This is a genomic window from Microbacterium gawkjiense, assembly GCF_031932225.1.
In the GTDB taxonomy this organism is placed as follows: domain Bacteria; phylum Actinomycetota; class Actinomycetes; order Actinomycetales; family Microbacteriaceae; genus Microbacterium; species Microbacterium gawkjiense.
The window spans coordinates 1,027,600-1,051,343 of sequence record NZ_JAUZVV010000002.1; the positions used below are offsets into that span (position 1 = coordinate 1,027,600).

Consider the following 23,744-nt stretch of genomic DNA (forward strand, 5'->3'; position numbering starts at 1 on the left):
GCGCTCACCCTACCCGCGGGGACCGGCTCGGCCGGGCCGCCGTCACTGCGCGGGAGCTGCCGCCGGTGTCTGCGCGCCGAGGATGTCGACGACGAAGACGATCGTCTCGCCCTTCAGGTCGGCCTCGTTGATCTTGCCCTCGCCGTAGCCTTCGGCGGGCGGGATCACGACGAGGACCTGCGACCCGACGGTCTGACCCTCGAGCGCCTTCTGGAAGCCCTGGACGTAGTTCGTCGTCGGGTAGGCGATGGGCGATCCCTTATCCCACGTGGAGTCGAAGGTCTCGCCGTTCGACCACCGGACGCCGGTGTACTGGATGAGGGCGTAGTCGCCCTTCTGCACCGTGTAGCCGTCGCCCTTCTTGATGGTCGCGACCTCGGTCTGGGTCGGCGGCTCCTCGCCCTCGGGGATCGTGATCTTCGGCGAGCCGTTCTCGGCGAGCTCGACCTTCGGGAAGCCGGCGGGGGCGGCCTGCGGCTCACCCCAGGCCGCGGTGGGCACCGTACCGAGCAGGTCGAGGACGTAGACCTCGGCCTGCGCCGTGTCACTGGCCGGGAACGCGGCGACGACGCGCTTGCCGACGTGCCCGCATCCGAAGACCTGACCGAGAACCGTGTCGGGCGACAGCTGCGAGGGCAGGAACTGGCCGGGCTCGTATCCGATCGTGGCGAGCTCCTTGCCGTCCTCGGCGCTGTACGCGGTCATCGCGTACGACACGAACTCGCCGGCCTTGACGGCGGGGCCGTCGCCCTCGTCGAGGACCGTGACCTGCAGTTCCTTCGGCTCGAGCGGCGTCGAGAAGGTGGCGGTGGAGGGCGAGCCGACGGCGCCGTCGACCTTGACGGAATCGGATGCCTCGCCCGGCTTCGCGGCAGCGTCGCAGAGATCTGCGGCCGCCGAGCCGGTGGGCGTCGGGGCGGCGGTGTCGGAGGAGCCGCATCCGGTCAGCAGAAGCGCGGTCACGGCGACGGCGGACAGGGCGGCGAAAGGACGAAGACGCACGGAGTAGACCTCACAGAGAAACGGGGAGTGCCTCCATCCTCCCCCACCTTCTTTTGTCCGGGGTGTGAGTCGGTGTTCCGAGCGCCGCGATGCACCGGGGGCATGTCCTGGCCCGCATGGGTTTGGCAGTACCCTCTTCTGGTGACCGAAGCGCCGATTCCCCCCGAGAACTCCGCCGGGTCATCCGACGACGAACTCGCGCGTGCCGGTGGCCTCTACTACCTCGTGCGCTGGGGCTTCGGCCCGTTGGCACGGCTGATCTACCGCCCCCGTATCGAGGGCGTGGGCAACATCCCGCGGTCGGGCCCCATCATCCTCGCGAGCAATCACCTGAGCTTCATCGACTCGTTCGTGCTGCCGCTGTTCGCGCCGCGGCCCGTCTACTTCCTGGCCAAGTCGAGCTACTTCGACGGGTCGGGGATCAAGGGCTGGTTCAGCAACCGCTTCTTCCGCGCCCTCGGCGCCACCCCCGTGCAGCGCGGGGCGGGCCAGGCCGCGCTCGACGCCCTCGACCAGCAGCGCCGCATCCTCGAGTCCGGCAAGGCCATCGCGCTGTACCCCGAGGGCACGCGCTCGCTCGACGGACGCCTCTACAAGGGCCGCACGGGTGTCGCCTTCCTCGCGCTGGAGACGGGCGCGAAGGTCGTGCCGGTGGGGATCGTCGGCACGAACGACGCGATGCCCGTGGGCGCGAAGTGGCCGCGCATGTCGCCGCGGGTGACGATCCGCTACGGCGCGCCGATGGATCTGTCCCACCACGGTCCGGCGTCGTCGGGCCGTGCCCGCCGCCAGGCCACCGACGACATCATGTCGGCGATCCACGCGCTCTCAGGTCAGGAACTCGCCGGCTCGTACAACGAGGTGCCCGCGCAGAATCCGGTCGAGCGCCTCAAGCAGGTCCTGCCGCACGAACGTCGCTGACGGTCACGACGGCCTCGTGGTGCACGGGGAAGTTCACCGAGTTCGCGATGAAGCACCACTCGCGCGCCTGCCGGTGGGCGGCCTCCGCCGCGGGGACCATCGCGGCATCCGCCACCGTCACCCGCGGCCGCAGGGTGACCTCGCGGAATGAGCCGCCTCCTCTGCCGTCGAGCGTCATCGTCCCCGTCGCGTCGTCCTCGTAGGAGGTCACGACGACACCCACCGTGACGCAGGCGTGCAGGTACGACAGCAGGTGGCACTCCGAGAGGGCGGCGAGCAGCAGGTCCTCGGGGTTCCAGCGCGTCGGGTCGCCGCGGAACGGCTTGTCGGCCGAGGCGAGCAGGTCGGGCTTGCCCTCGACCTGCACGGTGACGGCGCGGTCGTAGTCGCGGTATCCGCTTGTTCCGCTCCCCCGGTCGCCCGTCCAGAGGGTCTTCACGCGATAGTGGTGTTGGTCGTGCACGCGGCCAGTCTCGCACGCGCAGCCGGGGCGGGCGCGGGAGGGCCTTGGCTAGGCTGGACGGGTGCCTGAGACCTTCGCCGTGACGGATGCCGTCGAACTCGCCGTCGTCGAACGCAGCGGTTTCATCGAGTCCCGTCACGCGGGCTCGGCGATCGTGCTCGACCCCGAGGGCGGGGTCGTCTCGGCGCTGGGTGCCGTGGAGGCGCCGATCCTGCCCCGCTCGACCCTGAAGCCGATGCAGGCGCTCGCGAGCGTCTCGGCCGGGGCGACCCTCGAGGGCCCGCACCTCGCCGTCGCGACCGCCAGCCACTCCGGCACGGACCGGCACGTGGCCCTCGTCACCGACATCCTCACCGCCGCCGGTCTCGGTGAGGATGCGCTGCAGTGCCCGCCCGCGTGGCCGGGCGACCCGGCCGCGCGCGACGAGATGACCCGCGAGCTGATCGGGCCGCAGCGCGTGCGGATGAACTGCTCGGGCAAGCACGCGGCGATGCTGCTGGCCTGTCAGGCGAGCGGGTGGGACACGACGACCTACCTCGACCCGCAGCATCCGCTGCAGGTCCACACCCGTGAGGTCATCGAGCGCATGACCGGGACGAAAATCACGGCGACGGCGACGGACGGATGCGGCGCCCCGGTGCACGCGATGAGTCTCACCGCCCTCGCCCGGGCCTTCCACCGCATCGGCGCCTCGTCCGAGAAGTCGCCGTTCGCGCTGCACCGGAGCGCGGGCACCCTGGTCCGTGCCGTCCGGGAGAACCCGTGGGTGATCCAGGGCCCCGGTCAGCCCGACTCGATCGTGACGGAGCGCCTCGGCGTGTTCGCCAAGCACGGTGCCGAGGGCGTCATGGCCATGATCGCCCCGAACGGCACGACCGCCGTGCTGAAGATGCTCGACGGCAGCACCCGGGCGGGCGCCGTGACGGCGCTCACGCTGCTCGTCCGTGCCGGCGCCCTGCAGGCGGCGGACGTGGCGCGCACCCTCGCCGACCTGCCGCTGACGGTGACCGGCGGCGGCAGGGACGTCGGCGTCATCCGTCCCACCGTCTGATCCCGGCAGCCCGCCGCTCAGTCGCGCTCCATCAGGACGCGCCGCACCGGGCGATCGGGCACGTGCCACCAGCCGCGACCCGCACCGGGGACGACGAACGGCGGCAGGTCGCGGGACCCGACGAGAGCGCGGTACTCCGCCGCGCACGCGGCGTCGATGACAAGGTCCGCGTCGGCGCGCGCGTCGGCGAGCAGCCGCCACTGGGCGAGCCAGGCGTCGGGCGGCCCGATCACGACCCCGCCGCGCGTCAGGGACGCCTGCCCGTCGACGGGTGTCACCGGGATGCCCCAGCGTTCCCACTCCGCCGTGAGCCGTCGCAGACGCGCGCCGGCGGGCGCGACGACCGCCGCGGGCCGGCGTCCGGGCTGCCAGACGGGCGGCGGATCGCTGACGACGGAGAGGTCCTGGGCGCCGGCGTCGGCGACCTGGACGAGCGTCCGCCCGAGCCGGCCGCGTCCCGGCGGCAGATCCGGCAGGTGATCGCTCGCGTCGCCGCCGGCGGCGACGTGGTCGGCACGCGTGGCCGTCCCGAGGACGAGACGCCGCGGCACGAGCTCGAGGATCCGGCCGACGCCGCCGCCGACGCGCTGCGTCGTGAGGGCGATCCGGATGCCGCGGGTGCGCGCGCCGCGCAGCGCCTGCTCGAGCGACTCGGCAGCGACGGCGCCGTACTCCCCGCGCAGGGCGGCGAGCATGGCGTCGAGGTCGTCCACGAGCACCGTGCTGCCGGCGGGCACGTGCTCAAGGGTCGTCAGTGCGTCCCACGCCCCCTCGGGATCCCCCGGCACCAGGAGCGTCTCCGTCTGCGCGGCGATCGCGCGGAGCACCCCCGTCCTCCCACTCCGCGGCCCGCCGACCACGGCGAGCGCCGGCTCGTCCCAGACCACGGCGCGCTGGCGCTGCTGCTCGGGCTCGTCGGCGGTTCCGAGCACGACGACGCCGGCCTGCCGAACCGAGGCGAGCGGGATGCGCTCGGGAAGAGCCGGCAACCACGGGCGTCGCGCGCCCTCGCCCTCCCACCTCGCCGCCGTCTCGGCGATCACCGTGGCATCGCACAGAGCCACCCGCACCGGCTGCGGCGCCGTGTCGCCGGACCGCCGCACGAGCGCCGTGCCGCGGGCATCCGCTCGTCCCGAGAGCCGCGCGGCGTCGTCGACGCCCAGCACCGCACGGGAGTCGGTCCCATCGGCGACCCGCAGCGCGATGCGGAGCGGGGCGTTGGCGAGCACGGCTTCGCGGAAGACGCCGTTCGCGCGCTGCGCCGCGAGGACGAGGTGGATGCCGAGGGCCCGCCCGCGTGCGGCGAGATCACCGAACACGTCATGCAGCAGGGGGTGCGCCGCCACGAGCGCCGCATACTCGTCGACCACGATGACGAGCCGTCCGAGCTCCTCGCCCGCTTCGTCGACGTCGCGCACCCCGAGGGACGCGAGGGTGCGCTCCCGGAAGCGGACCTCGGCGCGAAGGCTCTCGATGGCGCGCAGCGTCGTGGCCTCGTCGAGATCGGTGAGGACACCGGTCACGTGCGGCAGAGGTGCCAGATGGTCGAAGGTGCGGCCGCCCTTGAAGTCCACGAGCAGCAGTCCCAACTGCGACGGCGTGTGCGCCGCGCACAGCGAGACGACCCACGACGTGAGCAGCTCGCTCTTGCCCGCCCCGGTCATCCCGATGACCACCGCGTGCGGGCCGTCGGCCACGAGGTCGACGGACGCCGCCGCTCCGCCCGCGCTGCCGAACGCCGCCGGCAGTGCGCCGCGCCGGGCGGGCGGAGCCTGCCGCAGCGTCTCGCGCAGGGTGAGGACGTCCCCCGCGGTCTGGCCGAGCGCGCGCTCCGCCCGATCGGCGAGGAGGCCGGCCAGGTGCGCCGCCTGCGCCGCCGAGAGCACGTCCACGGTCACGTCGCGGGACCGGCCGTCGAGATCGAGCCGCGCCTTGGTCGGCCCGGTCAGCCGCAGGACCGCCCCGCACCGCGGCGGCGGCGGCGCGCCTTCGGGCACGACGACGATCGGGATGTCGACGTCGCCGCCGACGAGCCCGCCGTCCTCGAGCACCTGCAGAAGCGGCCCGACCGCGGCGGCGCGGTGGGGGGCGGCATCCGCCCACGACGGACCGGCGTCGCTCAGACGCACGCGCCCGGGCGAGAGGCACAGGAGCACCTGCAACGCGAGCGCGCGCGCGACCGCGGCGGCCAGCGCCGGCGGCCCCACGACGGCGACACCCGTCGTGAGCGGCACGAGGACGGGCACGTCGTCCACCCGCGCCGCGCGTCGGCGGAGCTCCGCCGACGCGTCTTCCCCGTCACCGCCCGTCGTCCGCAGGGCGCTCGCGTCCTCTCCCGAACCGACGACGAGCATGGACTCGCGCTCGGGGACGACGCGCCAGATCGATTCCGGGCGGGCGAGGAAGCGCGGGACGTCGGGATGCGTCGCCCAACGCTGGGCGCGCTCCGCGTCATGGCGGTTCGCCACGTCGACCTCCGCCTGCGCCCGCCGACGGCGGAGCGCCGCGGCATCCTTCTTCGCGGTCCGTTTCGAGGTGCGCGCCGCGTCGGCGACCGAGGCGATCGCGATGAGCGGGCCGAGGGCGGCGAACAGCAGAGCGTAGGCCGACCCCGTCACCATCCACAGCACGCCCGCACCGACGACCGGTACGACGACGGTCAGGAGCGGGAGGGGCGGGCGCGGTGCCGGCTCGGCACGGCGGGGAAGCGCGAGGGGGTCATCGGGTGCGTAGGTGGACACCGCTCCACTGTGCGCGGAGGGCCCGGTCCGGCGGCCGGTGCACGGACGTCCTGTGGACGATCCGCGTCAGGGGCGCACTGGTGAGGAGATCTCGACCGTGGCGGTGTCCTCGTCGGCCGGGACGTGCCGCGCACTCACGACGATGATGGACACGTTGTCGCGGCCGCCGTTCTCCAGCGCCGCCTCGAGCATGGCGTCGACCGCGGCAGCCGGGTCCTGGTTCTGCAGGAGGAAGTGCAGGATGCCGTAGTCGGTGAGCTCTTTCGTGAGTCCGTCGCTGCACACCACGAAGCGGTCGCCGTCAACGACCTCGAGTCGCACGTAGTCGGGCACCACCCCGTCGCTCGGACCGACGGCCCGGGTGATGACGTTGCCGTAAGGGTGATTCTCGGCCTCCTCCGGGCTGAGACGGCCTGCGGCGATCAGCTCCTGGACGACGGAGTGGTCGGTCGTCACCTGCGCGAGCGCGCCGTCGCGGAGCAGGTACACCCGGGAGTCGCCGATGTTGAGGGTCACCCAGGTCGGCTCGGCGCCGGTGAGGTCGAGGTAGACACCCGTCACCGTCGTGCCGGTGCCGTCGTCGGTCGTCTCGGCGTGCGAGGCGATGTCGGCCACCGCGTGCTCGAGGGCGTCCTCGATCGCCTCCGGCGAGACCGTGCCGCGGTCGACGGCAGCCGAGAGGCGCTCCACCGTGCGCGAGCTGGCGATCTCGCCCCCGATGTGGCCGCCCATCCCGTCGGCGACGACGAAGAGCGGGAACGCCGACAGCACGGCATCCTGGTTGTTCTCGCGGCGGCGGCCCTGGTGGGTGACCTCGGCCCAGCGCACCTCGATGGGGCCTGCGCCGGAGGGGACGACGCGGGACGAGGTGACGGCTTCGGGCACGCTCCCACCCTTCTTCCTGATCGGTGCAGCGTCCTCACACTCTAGTGGACGTCCTCCCCCGTCATCATGCGTCGCGGGGCGTTGCCCCCGACCCGTTCCCGGCACTACCTTTCGTGTGTGGCAGCGCACGCGCGCTGAACGCCGCGCGCCGCGGCGACGCCGACAGAAGGGCATACCGATGACAGACCCGAACACGCCGCCGCAGGACGGCCCCGCGTCTCCTCCTCCCGCAGGCGCGCCGACCCCTCCGCCGGGACAGAACCCGGGCGGTTACGCTCCGCCGCCGCCCCAGCAGCCCTACACCCAGCAGCCCTACGGCCAGCCGGGCTACGGGCAGCCGGGTTACGGGCAGCCGCAGCCGGGCGCCGCTCTCACCCCCGATCAGGACAAGCAGTGGGCGATGTTCGCGCACCTCGGCGGCATCGTCGGCTTCCTGCCCGCCCTCATCATCTGGCTCGTGTTCAAGGACCGCGGTCCCCGCACGAACGTCGAGGGCAAAGAGGCGCTGAACTGGCAGATCACCTTCACGATCGCCATGATCGTCGCCTACATCGTTGCGGGCATCCTGGCCTTCATCCCGTTCCTCGGCTTCATCGGGGGGTTGCTCCCGTTCGCCGTGTGGGTCGCGAACATCATCTTCTCGATCCTCGGCGCGGTTCGGGTGAACGCCGGGGGCAGCTACCGCTACCCGGTGACCTTCCGGTTCATCTCGTAACGGGCGGCACGACGAGTTCCAGCTCGCCGGCCGCCGATGGGCGCAGGACGATCTCTTCGTCCTGCGCCCATCGCATGAGCGCGTCCGGTCCGGCAATGCCCGGCCGTGAGGTCGCGAGGCGGCGGACGAGCTCGCCCTTGGCGTGCTTGTTGAAGTGGTTCAGGGCCCGCACGGCGCCGTCCGGCCCCTCCGACACGACCCGCACGTAGGCCTGCGGGATCCCGGCGGGCACGGGCCCCAGGGCGACGTACGCCTCCGAACGCAGGTCGAGGACGAACGAGGGTGAGGATGCCGCGATCGCGGCACCGACGGCATCCGCCCACACTGCCCGCATGGGCGGGAGTCCCGGGATGCGGATGCCGGCTCCCAGGCGGTACGCCGGGATCGGATCCAGCGCCCCGACGAGGCCGAACGGTGCGGAGTGGGTCGCAACGTGCCCATCCAGCCACCCGCGCGCCGCAGCGTCGAGCGTCGCGGCGTCGAGGGCGTCGAAGAGGACCCCGGTATAGCGGTCGACGGCGGGCATGGTCGGGGAGCCGCGCAGCGCGGCGTTGACGGCGACCTCGCCGCGTTGCCGGGCGGAGAGCTTGAGCACGCGGGCCGCGGCCTCCTCGTCGTCGCTGAGTGCGACGAGCGCGTCGATCACCTGCTCGCGCTGCGTCGACAGCGTCGGGTAGGCGAGCGCGTCCGCACGCCAGCGCGGGCCGTCGCCGCCGGGGCGCTTGGTCTCGGACGGGGGCAGCAGGATGAGCACGGCGGCACCTCCGGGGAAAAGCGCAGCGCCGCCCGGCGAACCGGACGGCGCTGCGCGGAAAGGGTGTCAGGACTGCAGGGCTGCGTTCCCGGCCACGATGGTGAGCTCGTCGTTCTCCATCGAGAGGAAGCCGTCCTCCGCCGTCGCGACGATCTTCTCGCCGTTCGACTGCGTGATCCGGACTTCACCCTCCGCGAGGATGGCGAGGACGGGCTCGTGACCGGACATGAAGCCGATCTCGCCCTCGACCGTCTTGGCCACGACGAGGCTCGCCTCGCCGTGCCAGACCTCCGCCTCAGCGGAGACGAGGGTGACGGTCAGCGCCATGTCAGCCGTTCTCCTTCTGGATCTGCGCCCACTTCTCCTCGACGTCGGAGATGCCACCGACGTTGAAGAAGGCCTGCTCGGCCACGTGGTCGAAGTCACCCTTGACGATCGCGTCGAACGACTCGATGGTTTCCTTGATCGGGACCGTGGAGCCCTCGACACCGGTGAACTTCTTCGCCATGTAGGTGTTCTGCGAGAGGAACTGCTGGATGCGGCGTGCACGCGAAACGACGATCTTGTCCTCTTCGGAGAGCTCGTCGACACCGAGGATCGCGATGATCTCCTGCAGTTCCTTGTTCTTCTGCAGGATCTGCTTCACGGCGGTGGCCACGCGGTAGTGGTCCTCACCGATGTAGCGCGGGTCGAGGATGCGGCTGGTCGAGGTCAGCGGGTCGATCGCGGGGTACAGACCCTTCGAGGCGATCTCACGCGAGAGCTCGGTCGTCGCGTCGAGGTGCGCGAAGGTGGTCGCCGGAGCCGGGTCGGTGTAGTCGTCGGCGGGGACGTAGATCGCCTGCAGCGACGTGATCGAGTGACCGCGGGTCGACGTGATGCGCTCCTGGAGGACACCCATCTCGTCGGCGAGGTTCGGCTGGTAACCCACGGCGGAGGGCATGCGGCCCAGCAGCGTGGAGACCTCGGAACCTGCCTGCGTGAAGCGGAAGATGTTGTCGATGAACAGGAGCACGTCCTGCTTCTGCACGTCGCGGAAGTACTCCGCCATCGTCAGGGCCGACAGGGCGACGCGCAGACGCGTCCCCGGCGGCTCGTCCATCTGGCCGAAGACGAGGGCGGTCTTGTCGAAGACGCCCGCCTCCTCCATCTCACCGATGAGGTCGTTGCCCTCACGGGTACGCTCACCGACACCGGCGAACACCGACACACCACCGTGGTCCTGCGCGACGCGCTGGATCATCTCCTGGATGAGGACGGTCTTGCCGACGCCGGCACCACCGAAGAGGCCGATCTTGCCGCCCTGGACGTACGGGGTGAGCAGGTCGATGCTCTTGATGCCGGTCTCGAACATCTCGGTCTTGGACTCGAGCTGGTCGAAGTTCGGCGCCTGGCGGTGGATGCCCCAGCGCTCGGTGACCTCGATGGTCTCGCCAGGAGCGGCATTCAGGACGTCGCCCGTGACGTTGAAGACCTTGCCCTTGGTGACGTCGCCGACGGGGACCGTGATGGGGCCGCCGGTGTCGCGCACCTCCTGGCCGCGGACCATGCCGTCGGTGGGCTTCAGCGAGATGGCGCGGACGAGGTCGTCGCCGAGGTGCTGGGCGACCTCGAGGGTGATCTCGGTCGACTCGCCGTCGATCGTGATGGTGGTCTTGAGGGCGTTGTAGATCTCGGGGATCGAGTCGTGCGGGAACTCGATGTCGACGACCGGGCCGGTGACGCGCGCGACGCGACCGACGACGGGGGTCTCCGTCTTCTCAGCGATGAGGCTCATGGCTTCTCTTCTTTCGTGTGGTCTATTTGCCCGACGCCAGCGCGTCGGCGCCGCCGACGATCTCGGCGATCTGCTGCGTGATCTCCGCCTGACGCGCGTTGTTGCGCAGGCGGGTGTAGTCGGTGATGAGCTTGTCGGCGTTGTCGCTGGCGGACTTCATCGCCTTCTGCGTGGCGGCCTGCTTCGCGGCGGACGACTGGAGCAGCGCGTTGAACACACGGCTCTGCACGTACACCGGCAGCAGCGCGTCGAGCACCGTCTCGGCATCCGGTTCGAACTCGTAGAGCGGGTAGACCTGGCTGGATGCCGTGTCCTCCGCCTCGACGACCTCGAGCGGCAGGAGACGCGTGGTCTCCGGCGTCTGCGTCATCATGCTGACGAAACGGTTGTAGACGAGGTTGATCTCGTCGACGCCGCCGTCCGCGCCGCCCTTCTCGTACGCGCCGATCAGCGCGGCCGCGATCTCCTCGGCCGTCGAGAACGCCGGCGTGTCGGTGTCACCGATCCACTCCCCCGCCGTCGCGATGCGACGGAACTGGAAGAAGCCGACGGGCTTGCGACCGATGAGGTAGTACACCGGCTCGCGACCCTCGCTGCGCAGCAGCTCGCCGAGCTGCAGCGCCTCGCGGATCACCTGGGAGTTGAACGCGCCGGCGAGACCGCGGTCCGAGCCGAAGACGACGACGGCGGAGCGTCGGATGTCCTCGCGCTCGGTGGTCAGCGGGTGCTGCACGTTCGAGTGCGTCGCCACGGCGGAGACGGCCCGCGTCACGGCCCGCGCGAAGGGGTTGGACGCGCGCACGCGTGCCATCGCCTTCTGGATGCGCGAAGCCGCGATGAGTTCCATCGCCTTCGTGATCTTCTTGGTCGTCTGAGCAGAAGAGATCTTCTGCTTGTAGACCCTGAGTTGTGCGCCCATTGGTTATGAGTCTCCCGTCGGCGTCAGCCGCGGCGGCCCTTGACGATCTTCTCCTGGTTCACGTCGTCGGCGTCCGCAGCAGCGACCTCTTCGTGACCCGGCGCGCCGAGTGCCTGACCCTTGCCGCCCTGGAACTCGAGGACGAAGGCGTCGACCGCCTTGTCGAGCTCCGCGACGGTGCTGTCGTCGAGGACGTTCGTCTCGCGCAGCGTGTCGAGGATCGACGTGTTCCGCTTCAGGTGGTCCAGCAGCTCGCGCTCGAAGCGGAGGACGTCCTCCACCTCGATCGTGTCGAGCTTGCCGTTGGTGCCGGCCCAGATCGAGACGACCTGCTCCTCGACGGGGTACGGCGAGTACTGCGGCTGCTTCAGCAGCTCGGTCAGACGCGCACCGCGGGCGAGCTGACGACGCGACGCGGCGTCGAGGTCGGAGGCGAACATCGCGAACGCCTCGAGCGAGCGGTACTGGGCGAGCTCGAGCTTGAGCGTTCCCGAGACCTTCTTGATCGACTTGACCTGAGCGTCACCACCGACGCGCGAGACCGAGATACCCACGTCGACCGCGGGACGCTGGTTGGCGTTGAAGAGGTCGGACTGCAGGAAGATCTGGCCGTCGGTGATCGAGATCACGTTGGTCGGGATGTATGCCGAGACGTCGTTGGCCTTCGTCTCGATGATGGGCAGACCCGTCATCGATCCCGCACCGAGCTCGTCCGAGAGCTTGGCGCAACGCTCCAGCAGACGCGAGTGCAGGTAGAAGACGTCACCGGGGTACGCCTCGCGGCCCGGCGGGCGGCGCAGCAGCAGCGACACGGCACGGTAGGCCTCGGCCTGCTTCGACAGGTCGTCGAAGATGATGAGGACGTGCTTGCCCTCGTACATCCAGTGCTGGCCGATGGCCGAGCCGGTGTAGGGAGCGAGGTACTTGAAGCCGGCGGGGTCGGATGCCGGGGCCGCGACGATCGTCGTGTACTCCATGGCACCGGCGTCCTCGAGCGCGCCCTTCACCGAAGCGATGGTCGAGCCCTTCTGGCCGATCGCGACGTAGATGCAGCGGACCTGCTTGGTGACGTCGCCCGACTCCCAGTTGGACTTCTGGTTGATGATCGTGTCGATCGCGATCGCCGTCTTGCCGGTCTGGCGGTCGCCGATGATCAGCTGACGCTGACCGCGGCCGACGGGGATCATGGCGTCGATCGCCTTGATGCCGGTCTGCATCGGCTCGTGGACCGACTTGCGCTGCATGACGCCGGGAGCCTGGAGCTCGAGCGCGCGGCGGCCGGTGGTCGCGATCTCGCCGAGACCGTCGATCGGGTTGCCGAGCGGGTCGACGACGCGACCGAGGTAGCCCTCGCCGACACCGACCGAGAGGACCTCGCCGGTACGGGTGACCTTCTGACCGGCCTCGATGCCGGCGAAGTCGCCGAGGACGACGACACCGATCTCGTGCTCGTCGAGGTTCTGCGCGAGGCCTTCGACACCGTTCTCGAAGCGGACGAGCTCGTTCGCCATGACGCCGGGCAGGCCCTCGACGTGGGCGATGCCGTCCGCGGCGTCGACGACGGTGCCGACCTCGGTCGCCGCAGCCCCGGTGGGCTCGTAGGCGGCGACGAAGTCTTTCAGCGCGTCACGGATGACGTCGGGGCTGATGGACAGTTCTGCCATGGTCTTCCTTCTTAGTGAGGTCTTGTGGCGGGCACCTGGCCAGCCGGGTCCGCTCCTCGGTGGAGCGGGAAGAGTCAGCCCGCCAGACGCTGGCGGAGGTCGCCCAGTCGGGACGAGACGGTGGCGTCGATCACGTCGTCGCCGATCTCGATGCGGATGCCGCCCACGACGTCGGGGTCGATGACGACATTGAGCGAGACCTCGGTGTCGTACCGCGCCGCGAGGGTCTGCCGCAGACGCGCGGTCTGCGCCTCGGTCAGCTCCGCCGCGGCGAACACCGTCGCGACAGCGCGACCGCGCTGCTCGGCGACGACGCGGAGGGCCCAGCTCAGCATCGAACGCACCCGCCGCTCGCGCGGGAGCTGCGCGAGCGAGGAGACGATGATCACCGTCGGCTCGGCGGCGCGGCCGGCGAGCAGCTTCTCGATGAGGGCACCCTTGGCGGATGCCTCGCCGAGACGGCTGCCGAGCGCGAGTTCCAGCTCGGGGTTGGCCGCGATCGTGCGGGCCACCGAGAACAGTTCGCCCTCGATGTCGGCCTGCGGCGCCGCGATGGCCGCGGCACGGATGCCCGCCTCCTCGATGCCGGTCAGCAGATCGGCGGCCGAGGACCACCGCTCGCTGACGGCGGCGTCGAGGACGGCCACCGTGGCCGGCGCGAACGTGCCGAACACGTTCGCGACGACCTTCTGGCGGCCTTCCGCGGGAACCGACGCATCGGAGAGCGCGCCGCTCAGCTGCGACGAGCCGGCCAGGACGCGCGCCGCAGCGAAGAGCTCGCGGGCGACGTCGAGGTCGACGCCCGGCGCGGCCTGCAGGGCCGACGTCGTCGCCGCGAGGGCCTGAGTGGTCGCGCTGCCCATTACTTGGCCGCCTTCTCGGATGCCTCGAGGTCGGCGAGGAAGCGGTCGACCACGGCCTGGGCCTTGGCGTCGTCCGACAGGGTCTCACCGATCACGCCGCCGGCGAGGTCGAGGGCGAGGGTGCCCACCTCGCTGCGGAGGGAGACGAGCGCGCTCTGACGCTCAGCCTCGATCTGGGAGTGCGCGGCGGCGGTCAGACGTGCCGCCTCAGCGGTGGCGTTGTCCTTCGCCTCGGTGACGATCTTCTTGCCGTCCTCACGGGCGGCCTCACGGATCTCGCCGGCCTCCTTGCGAGCCTCGGCCAGCTGGGCCGTGTACTCCTCGAGGGCGGCTTCCGCCTTGCGCTGCGCCTCGTCGGCCTTCGCGATGTTGCCCTCGATGGCGGCAGCGCGCTGGTCGAGCAGAGCCTGCATCTTCGGAAGAGCGACCTTCCAGAAGACGAAGAGGATCACGACGAAGCAGACGCCCGACCAGATGATGTCGTACCACTCGGGAATGAGCGGGTTGTGAGACTCGCCCTCTTCCGCGGCGTACGTGACAAGAGCGTTCAGCATCCTGTCTCCTTAGGAATCTGTTCGGGGATCAGACGAAGATGAAGTAGGTCGCGATGCCGATGAAGGCGAGCGCCTCGGTGAAGGCGATACCGATGAACATCAGGACCTGCAGGCGACCGGCCAGCTCGGGCTGACGAGCCACGCCCTCGATCGTCTTGCCCACGACGATGCCCACGCCGATGGCGGGACCGATGGCGGCGAGGCCGTAGCCCATCGTCGCGACGTTGCCCTCGAGGGCGGCGAGAACCGTAGTTGCGTCCACGGAGGTGTTTCCTTTCGGTTGGATGGTTCGGCGTGCGCCGGACCGCTTAGTGCTCTTCTGCCACCGCGAGCTGGATGTAGACCGCGGTGAGGATGGCGAAGACGTAGGCCTGGAGGAAGGCGACGAAGATCTCGAACAGCGTGAAGGCGAACCCGAACGCGAGCGTGCCCGCGGCCAGGGCGGAGAACCAGCCGCCCACGGTGAAGAGGAAGAAGTGCGTCGCCGCGAAGAACAGGACCAGCATGAGGTGGCCGACGATCATGTTCATCAGGAGACGGAGCGTCAGCGTGACGGGTCGGATGATGAAGGTCGAGAGGAACTCGAGGGGGATGATCAGGATGTAGAGGAACCACGGCAGCCCGGGAGGCATCAGGGAGTTCCGGAAGAAGTTCCCCGGGCTCGCCTTGATGCCCGCGTAGATGAAGGTCGCGTACGCGACGAGGGCCAGCAGCAGCGGAACGGCCACGATCGACGAGCCCGCGATGTTCAGGAACGGGATGACACCCGTGATGTTCATGAACAGCACCATGAAGAAGATCGTGGTGAGGATCGGCAGGAACCGACGGCCGTCCTTCTTGCCCAGAAGGTCCTCCGCGATGTTGACGCGGACGAAGTCCAGCCCCATCTCGACGACGCTCTGGAAGCGGCCGGGGACGACCGTCATGCGGCGGGTGCCGAGCCAGAAGATGAGGACGATGGCGATCGTCGAGAGGATCTGGATCAGGTGGATCCGGTTGATCTCGAGGGCGCCGATCTGGAAGACCGCATCGGGGAAGAACTCCGAGATGGACGGTCCATGGAACTCGCCAGGGGCATCTTCGGCGGCAGTAGCGATCAGGGTCGCAGCTTGAGTAAACAGCGCTGGCTCCAGCTTCGGGGCGTCGATCAAAGGATCGGGCGACGATGGTCGGTGAGCTGACTCCGCAGACGTTCCCGTCGGGATCAGGCGGGCTCGGAGAACAGCCTATCAGTCCTGGGACGTGGCCGAGTCCCCGGGCCGACGCTCGCCGGCCTCGATGTCCGCCGCCGTGGGCAGCGTCGTGTCGCTGACGGCGGAGGTCCGCATCCTCAGCATCACGACGACGTCGACGACGAGCGAGGCGACGATGCTGACGACGAGCGAGATGAGGAAGACGAGGGGCGTCAGCCACGGCTGGTCGCGGAGGACGAACAGGACGATGAGGAAGAGGACGAACTTGAGGATCCAGCCACCCATGACCGAGCCGAAGAAGATCGGGACGAACAGCGGATCGCCGTAGAACCGGTTGGCGATGAGGATCGACACGATCGTGAAGGCGAGGAACACGGCCGCCATGAGCACGGCGACGAGCGCGCTCCACAGCCCGGACGTCCCGGCGACGAGCAGTCCGACTGCTCCCCCGGCGACGAGGAGGACGGCGGTGACGATCGCGGACCACACGAGGGCGGTACGGAGCATGGACGTGGACGACAGGGAGCTCACGAGAGGGCCTTCTGTTCGGGCGCGACCGGTCGGGTGCGGCGCGCGGGGGGCAGTGTGACGAGGACGCAGGCGATGCAGCCGATGACGAGGAACGCGACGCCGGGCCAGTACCGGCCGGGCCAGCCCTTCGTCGTGCCGATGTACATCAGGAGGACCGACAGCGAGACGACGGCGGTCCACGCGTAGAACACGAAGACGGCGTTGCGGTCGGTGTGGCCCATGTCGAGCATCCGGTGGTGCAGGTGCTTGCGGTCGGGCGAGAACGGCGACTTCCCCTGCGCCATCCGCCGGACGACGGCGAGCCCGAAGTCGACGAGCGGCAGCAGCACGATGACGACGGGGAGGATGACGGGGATGAAGGCACCGAGCAGCTGCGAACGGCCGAAGAGGTCGTTGTCGCTCAGGAGGTTCGGGGGCAGGTTGCCCGTGACGACGATCGCCGACGACGCCATCATGAGCCCGAGCAGGAGCGCACCGGCATCCCCCATGAACATGCGGGCCGGATTCCAGTTGAACGGCAGGAAGCCGGCGCACATCCCGAGCAGCACGATCGCGATGAACACCCCAGTGTTGCTCTGCTCGCTGTTGTCGAAGTCGCGCACGAGCATCGCGGAGTAGGCGAAGAACACCGCGTTGGCGATGAGGCACACCCCGGCGACGAGGCCGTCGAGCCCGTCGATGAAGTTGACGGCGTTCATGACGATGACGATGAGGAGGATCGACAGGCTGATGCTGACCCAGCTGGACACGACGACCTGCTGGCCGAAGGGCAGGTAGAAGATCTGGATGCCGCCCGGCGAGACGACGATCCAGGCGGCGACGAACTGCGCCCCGAGCTTGATCATCCAGTCGAGGTCCCAGAGGTCGTCGGCGACGCCGACCACCACCATGAGGGCGGCGGCCCCCAGCAGGGACCACACCATCGCCGGCTCCTGCCACACGATCGCGAAGGCGGGGAGCTGGGAGGACAGCACGAAGAAGCCGAGCATGCCGATGAACATCGCCACTCCCCCGAGCCGGGGCGTGGGGGTCTTGTGGACGTCCCGCTCGCGGATCGCCGGGTGCAGCCCGAACTTCATCGCGACACGCCAGACCACCCACGAGAAGACGAAGGTGAGGGCGCCGGTGATGACGAACGCGAGCAGGTAGTCCCTCACGCGTCGTCGGATTCGTCGGGCGAGACCGGATCCGGCTCGAGCAGGTCGCCGAGCACCTCGCGCAGGGCGGCGTGGGAGACGGCACCGTCGCGCAGCACCGTCACGGGCCGCGGGTCGCGGCCGACGAGACCGGTCGCATCGATGATGGTGGAAGCGACCCCGGTGTCGACGAGTCCCCCATCGAGGTACACGGAGATGCTGTCGCGGAGCATCTCGATCGCCGAGTCGATCTCGAGCGCCGCGGGCTTGCCCGTCAGGTTCGCGCTCGACACCGCCAGCGGACCGGTCTCCTGCAGCAGCTCGAGGGCGAAGGCGTCGTCCGGCATGCGCACCGCGACGGTTCCGCGCGTCTCGCCGAGATCCCACTGCAGCGAGGGCTGAGCGGGCAGCACGATGGTGAGTCCGCCCGGCCAGAACCGCTCCACGAGACGCTCGACGGGTTCGGGCACCTCGGCGACGAGGGCGCGCATCGTGTCGGGTCCCGAGACGAGGACGGGCGGGGGCGACTGCCGTCCGCGGCCCTTGGCCGCCAGCAGGCGCGCGACGGCGGAGGCGTTGAACGCGTCGGCGGCCACGCCGTAGACGGTGTCGGTCGGCATCACGATGAGTTCGCCGCGGCCGATGGCCTGGCGGGCCTGGCGCAGAGCGGGGAGCAGCTGGTCGGCGTCGCGGCAGTCGAGGACGGGAGACATATCCGCAGCATTCTACGAGGACCGGGCTCGGGACCGCCTGCATGCGGGCGGTCCCGGTTCAGGGACGCAGCGCCGTCGTCGCGCGGTCGCGCGTGGTGAGGTCGCGGTGCGTGGCCGCGCCGCGCCACCCGTCCGCGGTCAGCAGATCGCGGATGCCGGAGCCCTGCCACTCGCCGTGCTCGATGACCAGCGTGCCGCCGGGGTGCAGCAGCCGCAGCGCCACGTGCGACAGCACGCGCACGACGTCGAGGCCGTCGGGGCCGCCGTACAGCGCCGCCGGCGGGTCCCAGAAGCGCACCTCGGGGTCGCGCGGGATCGCGTCGTCGGGGACGTACGGCGGGTTCGACACCACGACCGAGACCGTGCCGTCGAGCTCGGGGAACGCGTCGGCGAGGTCGATGAACGCGAGACGCGCATGCGGGGCGTGGCGGGCGAAGTTCTCCTTCGCCCAGAGGAAGGCGTCGACCGAGTTCTCGGCCGCGTGCACCTGCGCGTGCGGGACCTCGGTCGCGAGCGACAGGGCGAGCGCGCCGCTCCCCGTACCGAGGTCGACGGCGACCGGCTCGGGGCCGGGCGCGGCGCGCAGCGCATCGATCGCGAGCTGCGCGACCATCTCGGTCTCGGGACGGGGGACGAACACCCCCGGCCCCACCCGGAGCTCGAGGTGGCGGAACGGCGCCGTCCCGGTGAGGTGCTGCAGCGGTTCGCGCGCGGCGCGGCGCTCGACGAGCTCGGCCAAGCGCGTGGCGGCGGCCTCCGGCATCCGATCTCCGCGCATCATGGCAGCGGCGAGCTCCCCCCGACCGATGCCCAGGACGTGCGCGGCGAGGAGCTCGGCGTCGACATCGGCGGACGTCACGCCGGACGCGGCGAGGCGCTCGGCGGCGCGGCGGACGAGGGGGGCGAGGTCGCTGCCCGTGGGCGCGTCGGAAGTCCGTGAAGTCGACATGGGAAGCCTCAGGATACCGCGCACGGCATCGTCACACAGGGCCGCCCGGGTCGCCGGGACCGTAGGCTGGGGGCGCATCGCGGACACCTGAGCCGCACCCTTTCATCCGACCCGCACGGAAGGCATCCCATGACCGGCATCCACTCCGACATCACGAGCGCATTCGGCAACACCCCCCTCGTCCGATTGAACCGCGTGTCCGAGGGACTGCCGGGGACCATCCTCGCCAAGCTCGAGTTCTACAACCCCGCCTCGTCGGTCAAGGACCGCCTGGGCATCGCGATCGTCGACGCCGCGGAGGCGTCCGGCGAGCTGCAGCCCGGCGGCACGATCGTCGAGGGCACGAGCGGCAACACCGGCATCGCGCTGGCGATGGTGGGCGCGGCCCGCGGCTACAAGGTCATCCTGACGATGCCGTCCTCGATGTCGATCGAGCGTCGGATGCTGCTGCGCGCCTACGGCGCCGAGCTCGTCCTGACCGACCCGTCGCTCGGCATGAAGGGCGCCGTCGGCGAGGCCGAGCGCATCGCCGCCGAGACCCCCGGCGCCGTGCTCGCGAAGCAGTTCGCCAACCAGGCCAACGTCGAGATCCACCGCAAGACCACCGCCGAGGAGATCCTGCGCGACACCGACGGCGCCGTCGACTACTTCGTCGCCGGCATCGGCACCGGCGGGACGATCACCGGCGTCGGCCAGGTGCTGAAGGAGCGCGTGCCCGCCGCGAAGGTGGTCGCGGTCGAGCCGAAGGACTCCCCCCTGCTGACCGAGGGCAAGCCCGGACCCCACAAGATCCAGGGCATCGGCCCGAACTTCATCCCGCCGATCCTCGACCAGGGCGTGATCGACGAAGTCCAGGACGTCACGTTCGACGACGCGATCGCGACCGCCAAGAAGGTCGCCACGACCGAGGGCATCCTCGTGGGCATCTCGTCCGGCGCCGCCATCTGGGCGGCGCTCCAGGTCGCCGCACGTCCCGAGGCCGAGGGCAAGAACATCGTCGTGATCATCCCCTCCTTCGGCGAGCGGTACCTCTCGACGGCGCTCTTCGAGGAGTTCCGCGACTGATCCCCGCCGCCCCCGAAAGGTCCGTCGTGCCCGGCATCGCCCGCTCCCTGCGCCGCAGCCTCGTCGCCGTCGTCCGCGCCGTCCGCGAGGACATCGCGGCGGCGAAGCTCCGCGACCCGGCCGCACGCGGCGGGCTCGAGATCGCGCTGCTGTACCCGGGGCTCCACGCCGTGTGGAGCCACCGGGTGTCGCACGCGCTGTGGCGGCGGGGCCGGCGCTTCCCCGCGCGGGCGCTCTCGCAGGTCACCCGCTGGCTCACCGGCATCGAGATCCACCCCGGCGCCCGCATCGGGCGACGCTTCTTCATCGACCACGGCATGGGTGTCGTGATCGGCGAGACGGCGGAGGTCGGCGACGACGTCATGCTCTACCACGGGGTGACTCTGGGCGGCCGGACACGGGACGGCGGCAAGCGGCATCCGACCCTCGAAGACGGCGTCGCCGTCGGCGCCGGAGCGAAGATCCTCGGACCGATCGTCATCGGCGCGCACTCGGTCATCGGCGCGAACGCCGTGGTCACGAAGGACGCGCCGTCCGACTCCGTGCTCGTCGGGGTGCCGGCGCGGGCCCGACGGCGGGCGGTCGGCGAGGACACCCGGGCGATCCTGACGGCGCCCGAGTACCACATCTGAGCGGTCAGGCCTCGGAGCCGACGGCAGCCAGCCGCGCTTCCTCATCGGCCGCGATCGCGGACTCGATGAGCGGCCCGAGCGCGCCGTCCATCACCTGGTCGAGGTTGTACGCCTTGTACCCGGTGCGGTGGTCGGCGATGCGGTTCTCGGGGAAGTTGTACGTGCGGATGCGCTCCGAACGGTCCATCCCGCGGATCTGGGACCGGCGGGCGTCGGAGGCCGCGGCATCCCGCTCCTCCTGCTGCTTGGCGAGCAGGCGCGCGCGGAGCACACGCATGCCGGCTTCGCGGTTCTGCAGCTGGCTCTTCTCGTTCTGCATCGACACGACGATGCCCGTGGGCAGGTGGGTGATGCGGACGGCGGAGTCGGTCGTGTTGACCGACTGACCTCCCGGACCCGACGAGCGGAAGACGTCGATCTTGAGGTCGTTCGCGTCGATCTGCACCTCTTCGGGCTCGTCAACCTCGGGGAAGACCAGCACTCCGGTCGTGGAGGTGTGGATGCGGCCCTGCGACTCGGTCGCGGGCACGCGCTGCACACGGTGCACGCCGCCCTCGTACTTGAGGTGGGCCCAGACGCCCTGGGCAGGATCGCTCGAGGATCCCTTGATGGCGATCTGGACATCCTTGTAGCCGCCCAGATCGGACTCGTTGCGCTCGAGCAGTTCGGTCTTCCACCCCTGCGAGGCGGCGTACTGCAGGTACATGCGCAGCAGGTCGGCGGCGAACAGCGCCGACTCGGCGCCGCCCTCCCCCGCCTTGATCTCGAGGATCACGTCGCGGGCGTCGTCGGGGTCGCGCGGGATGAGCAGGCGACGGAGCTTCTCCTGCGCCTCCGCGAGACGCTGCTCGAGCGCGGGGACCTCGTCGGCGAAGGCGGCGTCCTCCTTCGCGAGTTCCCGCGCAGCCGCGAGGTCCTCCTCCGCGGCCCGCCAGGCGTCGTGCGCCGCGACGATGCGCGAGAGCTCCGCGTACCGCCGGTTGACGCGCTTGGCGCGCGCCGCATCGGCGTGCACCGCGGGGTCGGAGAGTTCCTCCTGGACCGCGCGGTGCTCGTCGATCAGCGTCTGGACGGACTCGAACACGACGCGAGGGTCAGCGGATGCTGTTCTCGTGCCCGTGGCCGTGGCCGCCCGCGGCGGGCGTCGGGATCGACTTCTGCATCTGCACGAGGAACTCGACGTTCGACGTCGTCTCCTTGAGCTTGCCGAGGACGACCTCGAGGGCCTGCTGGGGGTCGAGACCCGCGAGGGCCCGGCGCAGCTTCCACGTGATCTTGACCTCGTCAGCGGACAGCAGCATCTCCTCGCGACGCGTGCTCGACGCGTTCACGTCGACGGCGGGGAAGATGCGCTTGTCGGCGAGCTGACGCGACAGGCGCAGCTCGCTGTTGCCGGTGCCCTTGAACTCCTCGAAGATGACGTCGTCCATCTTCGAACCGGTCTCGACGAGGGCTGTCGCGAGGATCGTGAGCGATCCGCCGTTCTCGATGTTGCGCGCAGCGCCGAAGAAGCGCTTGGGCGGGTAGAGAGCGGATGCGTCGACACCGCCGGTGAGCACGCGACCCGAGGTCGGCGCCGAGATGTTGTAGGCGCGACCGAGGCGGGTGATCGAGTCGAGCAGGACGACGACGTCGCGGCCCAGCTCGACGAGGCGCTTGGCGCGCTCGATGGCGAGCTCGGCGACCGTCGTGTGATCCTCGGCGGGGCGGTCGAACGTCGAGGCGATGACCTCGCCCTTGACCGTCCGCTGCATGTCGGTGACCTCTTCGGGACGCTCGTCGACGAGCACGACCATGAGGTGGACCTCGGGGTTGTTCGTCGCGATCGCGTTCGCGATCTGCTGCAGGACGATCGTCTTGCCGGCCTTCGGCGGCGCGACGATCAGGCCGCGCTGACCCTTGCCGATCGGGGCGACGAGGTCGATGATGCGCTGCGTCAGCTTCTCGGGGGCAGTCTCGAGGCGCAGGCGCTCCTGCGGGTAGAGCGGCGTGAGCTTGCCGAACTCGACACGCGTCGCGGCGTCCTCGACCGAGAGGCCGTTGACGGCGTCGACCTTGACGAGCGCGTTGTACTTCTGACGGCTCGACTGCTCGCCCTCGCGCGGCTGCTTGATCGCGCCGACGACGGCGTCGCCCTTGCGGAGGTTGTACTTCTTGACCTGGCCGAGCGAGACGTAGACGTCGCTCTGGCCGGGGAGGTAGCCGGTCGTGCGGACGAACGCGTAGTTGTCGAGGACGTCGAGGATGCCGGCGATCGGGATGAGGACGTCGTCCTCGCCGATCTCGGTGTCGAATTCGTCGTTCGTGGACTGACCGCGACGCTTGTTGCGCTGGCGACCGCGGCCCTGACCCTGCTCGTCGTCGGAGGCCTGCTCGACGGCGGGCTTGTCGGCGGGCGCGTTCTGGCCGTTGCCGTTCTGCGCGCTGCCGTTCTGCGCGTTGCCGTTCTGACCGTTCTCGCCCTTGTTGCGGTTGCGGCTGCGGCTGCGCGAACGGCTGCGGCTGCGGCTGTTGCCCTCGCCGGCGTTCTCGCTGTCATCGGCGGATGCCGTCGGTGCCGCGGCATCGGCGGTCGGCGCCTCGGTGGTCGCGGCCTGCTCGGTGGTCTCGGGGGCGGCGTCGGCTGCGGGTGCCTCGACGGCGGACGCCGCATCGGCGGCCGGAGTCTCGGCGGCGTCGGCGGTCGGGGCCACGGCAGCGGGGGCCTCGACGGCGGGGGCTTCCGCGGCGTCGGCGGCGACGGCGGCATCGGCGGCCGGCACATCGGTGCTCTTCGCGCGACGCGGAGCGCGCTTGCGCGGCGCCTTCGCCGGCTTCTCGGCGGGCTTCTCCTCGGCCGGGGTCTCGTCGACCGGCTGCGCAGCGGCGACCTCGTCGTCGGCGACGGGGGCGGGGTCGGCGGTGGGGGCCTCTTCGACGGGCGCCTCGGCGGCGGGCGCCTCGTCCGCGGGGGCCTCCTCGACGGGAGCCTCCTCGACGGGCGTCTCTTCGGTCGCGGGCGCGGCCGACTCGGCGGTGGCGTCGGCGGTGGTCTCGTCGGCGACGGTGCCGCCGGTGGCGACGTCGTCGCCGGTCTGGATCTCGGAGATGGACTCCACGAGTTCTCCCTTTCAGATGTGGAAAGTCATAACCGCAGGTGGTTCCGTCCACGACGGATCCGGTTCCTCAGCGGGGTGTTCGCGCAGGCACAGAAGTTGCGCAGGCCCGTCAGAAGGG

At 70.5% G+C, this 23,744-nt stretch carries 24 protein-coding genes; 5 read left to right on the forward strand and 19 right to left on the reverse strand.

What is annotated here, in order from left to right; translation table 11 throughout:
- Nucleotides 1–42: 42 nt before the first annotated feature.
- The gene (locus tag Q9S71_RS13185) at nt 43–1,002 is read right to left on the reverse strand and encodes an FKBP-type peptidyl-prolyl cis-trans isomerase (protein WP_311862798.1); all 960 of its coding nucleotides are present in this window, start codon (nt 1,000–1,002) and stop codon (nt 43–45) included.
- Nucleotides 1,003–1,143: 141 nt separating this feature from the next.
- On the opposite strand from Q9S71_RS13185, the gene Q9S71_RS13190 reads away from it, so the two are divergent.
- A complete protein-coding gene (locus Q9S71_RS13190; protein WP_064001494.1) occupies nt 1,144–1,923 on the forward strand; it encodes a lysophospholipid acyltransferase family protein in 780 nt (259 codons plus the stop codon).
- Here the strand turns inward: Q9S71_RS13190 and Q9S71_RS13195 are convergent.
- On the reverse strand, nt 1,892–2,386 hold the full coding sequence (locus tag Q9S71_RS13195) for an OsmC family protein (protein WP_311862800.1): 495 nt from the start codon (nt 2,384–2,386) through the stop codon (nt 1,892–1,894). The genes Q9S71_RS13190 and Q9S71_RS13195 overlap by 32 nt on opposite strands.
- A gap of 61 nt (nt 2,387–2,447) precedes the next feature.
- Between Q9S71_RS13195 and Q9S71_RS13200 the strand changes: the two genes are divergently transcribed.
- Entirely contained in the window at nt 2,448–3,437 is a 990-nt protein-coding gene (locus Q9S71_RS13200; RefSeq protein ID WP_311862802.1) for an asparaginase, read from the forward strand.
- Between the two features lie 17 nt (nt 3,438–3,454).
- Here Q9S71_RS13200 and Q9S71_RS13205 read toward each other — a convergent pair whose 3' ends face one another.
- Both Q9S71_RS13205 and Q9S71_RS13210 read right to left on the reverse strand, forming a co-directional pair.
- Nucleotides 3,455–6,178, reverse strand: coding sequence for an FtsK/SpoIIIE domain-containing protein (locus tag Q9S71_RS13205; protein ID WP_311862804.1), 2,724 nt, complete (start codon nt 6,176–6,178; stop codon nt 3,455–3,457).
- A 66-nt stretch (nt 6,179–6,244) separates the two neighbouring features.
- The gene (locus Q9S71_RS13210; protein ID WP_064001490.1) at nt 6,245–7,063 is read right to left on the reverse strand and encodes a PP2C family protein-serine/threonine phosphatase; all 819 of its coding nucleotides are present in this window, start codon (nt 7,061–7,063) and stop codon (nt 6,245–6,247) included.
- A 178-nt stretch (nt 7,064–7,241) separates the two neighbouring features.
- Between Q9S71_RS13210 and Q9S71_RS13215 the strand changes: the two genes are divergently transcribed.
- A complete protein-coding gene (locus Q9S71_RS13215; RefSeq protein WP_311862806.1) occupies nt 7,242–7,778 on the forward strand; it encodes a DUF4870 domain-containing protein in 537 nt (178 codons plus the stop codon).
- Here Q9S71_RS13215 and Q9S71_RS13220 read toward each other — a convergent pair.
- From Q9S71_RS13220 to prmC, 13 genes are all read right to left on the reverse strand, one after another.
- Nucleotides 7,768–8,532, reverse strand: coding sequence for a YaaA family protein (locus Q9S71_RS13220; RefSeq protein WP_311862808.1), 765 nt, complete (start codon nt 8,530–8,532; stop codon nt 7,768–7,770). The genes Q9S71_RS13215 and Q9S71_RS13220 overlap by 11 nt on opposite strands.
- A gap of 66 nt (nt 8,533–8,598) precedes the next feature.
- The gene (locus tag Q9S71_RS13225) at nt 8,599–8,859 is read right to left on the reverse strand and encodes a F0F1 ATP synthase subunit epsilon (RefSeq protein ID WP_064001487.1); all 261 of its coding nucleotides are present in this window, start codon (nt 8,857–8,859) and stop codon (nt 8,599–8,601) included.
- A gap of 1 nt (nt 8,860) precedes the next feature.
- Nucleotides 8,861–10,309 (reverse strand): F0F1 ATP synthase subunit beta, encoded by a 1,449-nt coding sequence (gene atpD, locus Q9S71_RS13230; RefSeq protein WP_311862810.1) that lies wholly within the window; start codon nt 10,307–10,309, stop codon nt 8,861–8,863.
- Between the two features lie 22 nt (nt 10,310–10,331).
- A complete protein-coding gene (locus Q9S71_RS13235) occupies nt 10,332–11,228 on the reverse strand; it encodes a F0F1 ATP synthase subunit gamma (RefSeq protein WP_311862812.1) in 897 nt (298 codons plus the stop codon).
- Nucleotides 11,229–11,251: 23 nt separating this feature from the next.
- A complete protein-coding gene (gene atpA, locus Q9S71_RS13240; RefSeq protein WP_253035920.1) occupies nt 11,252–12,892 on the reverse strand; it encodes a F0F1 ATP synthase subunit alpha in 1,641 nt (546 codons plus the stop codon).
- Nucleotides 12,893–12,966: 74 nt separating this feature from the next.
- A complete protein-coding gene (locus Q9S71_RS13245; RefSeq protein ID WP_311862813.1) occupies nt 12,967–13,755 on the reverse strand; it encodes a F0F1 ATP synthase subunit delta in 789 nt (262 codons plus the stop codon).
- Nucleotides 13,755–14,309 (reverse strand): F0F1 ATP synthase subunit B, encoded by a 555-nt coding sequence (locus Q9S71_RS13250; protein WP_064001482.1) that lies wholly within the window; start codon nt 14,307–14,309, stop codon nt 13,755–13,757. Before Q9S71_RS13250 ends, Q9S71_RS13245 begins: the two co-directional genes overlap by 1 nt.
- Before the next feature lie 28 nt (nt 14,310–14,337).
- On the reverse strand, nt 14,338–14,571 hold the full coding sequence (atpE, locus tag Q9S71_RS13255; protein ID WP_064001481.1) for an ATP synthase F0 subunit C: 234 nt from the start codon (nt 14,569–14,571) through the stop codon (nt 14,338–14,340).
- 46 nt (nt 14,572–14,617) lie between these two features.
- Nucleotides 14,618–15,409: a F0F1 ATP synthase subunit A gene (gene atpB, locus Q9S71_RS13260; RefSeq protein ID WP_231872742.1), complete on the reverse strand. Its 792-nt coding sequence runs from the start codon at nt 15,407–15,409 to the stop codon at nt 14,618–14,620.
- Between the two features lie 129 nt (nt 15,410–15,538).
- The gene (locus Q9S71_RS13265) at nt 15,539–16,033 is read right to left on the reverse strand and encodes a Cg1360 family ATP-synthase-associated protein (protein WP_311862815.1); all 495 of its coding nucleotides are present in this window, start codon (nt 16,031–16,033) and stop codon (nt 15,539–15,541) included.
- Nucleotides 16,030–17,190 carry an MraY family glycosyltransferase gene (locus Q9S71_RS13270; protein WP_311862816.1) on the reverse strand — a complete coding sequence of 387 codons (1,161 nt, stop codon included), beginning with the start codon at nt 17,188–17,190 and terminating at the stop codon, nt 16,030–16,032. Before Q9S71_RS13270 ends, Q9S71_RS13265 begins: the two co-directional genes overlap by 4 nt.
- Nucleotides 17,187–17,882: an L-threonylcarbamoyladenylate synthase gene (locus tag Q9S71_RS13275; protein WP_311862818.1), complete on the reverse strand. Its 696-nt coding sequence runs from the start codon at nt 17,880–17,882 to the stop codon at nt 17,187–17,189. Before Q9S71_RS13275 ends, Q9S71_RS13270 begins: the two co-directional genes overlap by 4 nt.
- 58 nt (nt 17,883–17,940) lie before the next feature.
- The gene (prmC, locus tag Q9S71_RS13280) at nt 17,941–18,831 is read right to left on the reverse strand and encodes a peptide chain release factor N(5)-glutamine methyltransferase (RefSeq protein ID WP_311862820.1); all 891 of its coding nucleotides are present in this window, start codon (nt 18,829–18,831) and stop codon (nt 17,941–17,943) included.
- A 129-nt stretch (nt 18,832–18,960) separates the two neighbouring features.
- On the opposite strand from prmC, the gene cysK reads away from it, so the two are divergent.
- Together cysK and epsC are read left to right on the forward strand one after the other, a co-directional pair.
- Entirely contained in the window at nt 18,961–19,896 is a 936-nt protein-coding gene (gene cysK / locus Q9S71_RS13285) for a cysteine synthase A (protein WP_064001476.1), read from the forward strand.
- Between the two features lie 26 nt (nt 19,897–19,922).
- Nucleotides 19,923–20,528: a serine O-acetyltransferase EpsC gene (epsC, locus tag Q9S71_RS13290; RefSeq protein ID WP_082886059.1), complete on the forward strand. Its 606-nt coding sequence runs from the start codon at nt 19,923–19,925 to the stop codon at nt 20,526–20,528.
- Nucleotides 20,529–20,532: 4 nt separating this feature from the next.
- Here epsC and prfA read toward each other — a convergent pair whose 3' ends face one another.
- Both prfA and rho read right to left on the reverse strand, forming a co-directional pair.
- Entirely contained in the window at nt 20,533–21,612 is a 1,080-nt protein-coding gene (gene prfA / locus Q9S71_RS13295) for a peptide chain release factor 1 (protein ID WP_311862823.1), read from the reverse strand.
- Nucleotides 21,613–21,622: 10 nt separating this feature from the next.
- Nucleotides 21,623–23,626 carry a transcription termination factor Rho gene (gene rho, locus Q9S71_RS13300; protein ID WP_311862824.1) on the reverse strand — a complete coding sequence of 668 codons (2,004 nt, stop codon included), beginning with the start codon at nt 23,624–23,626 and terminating at the stop codon, nt 21,623–21,625.
- Nucleotides 23,627–23,744 lie beyond the last annotated feature (118 nt).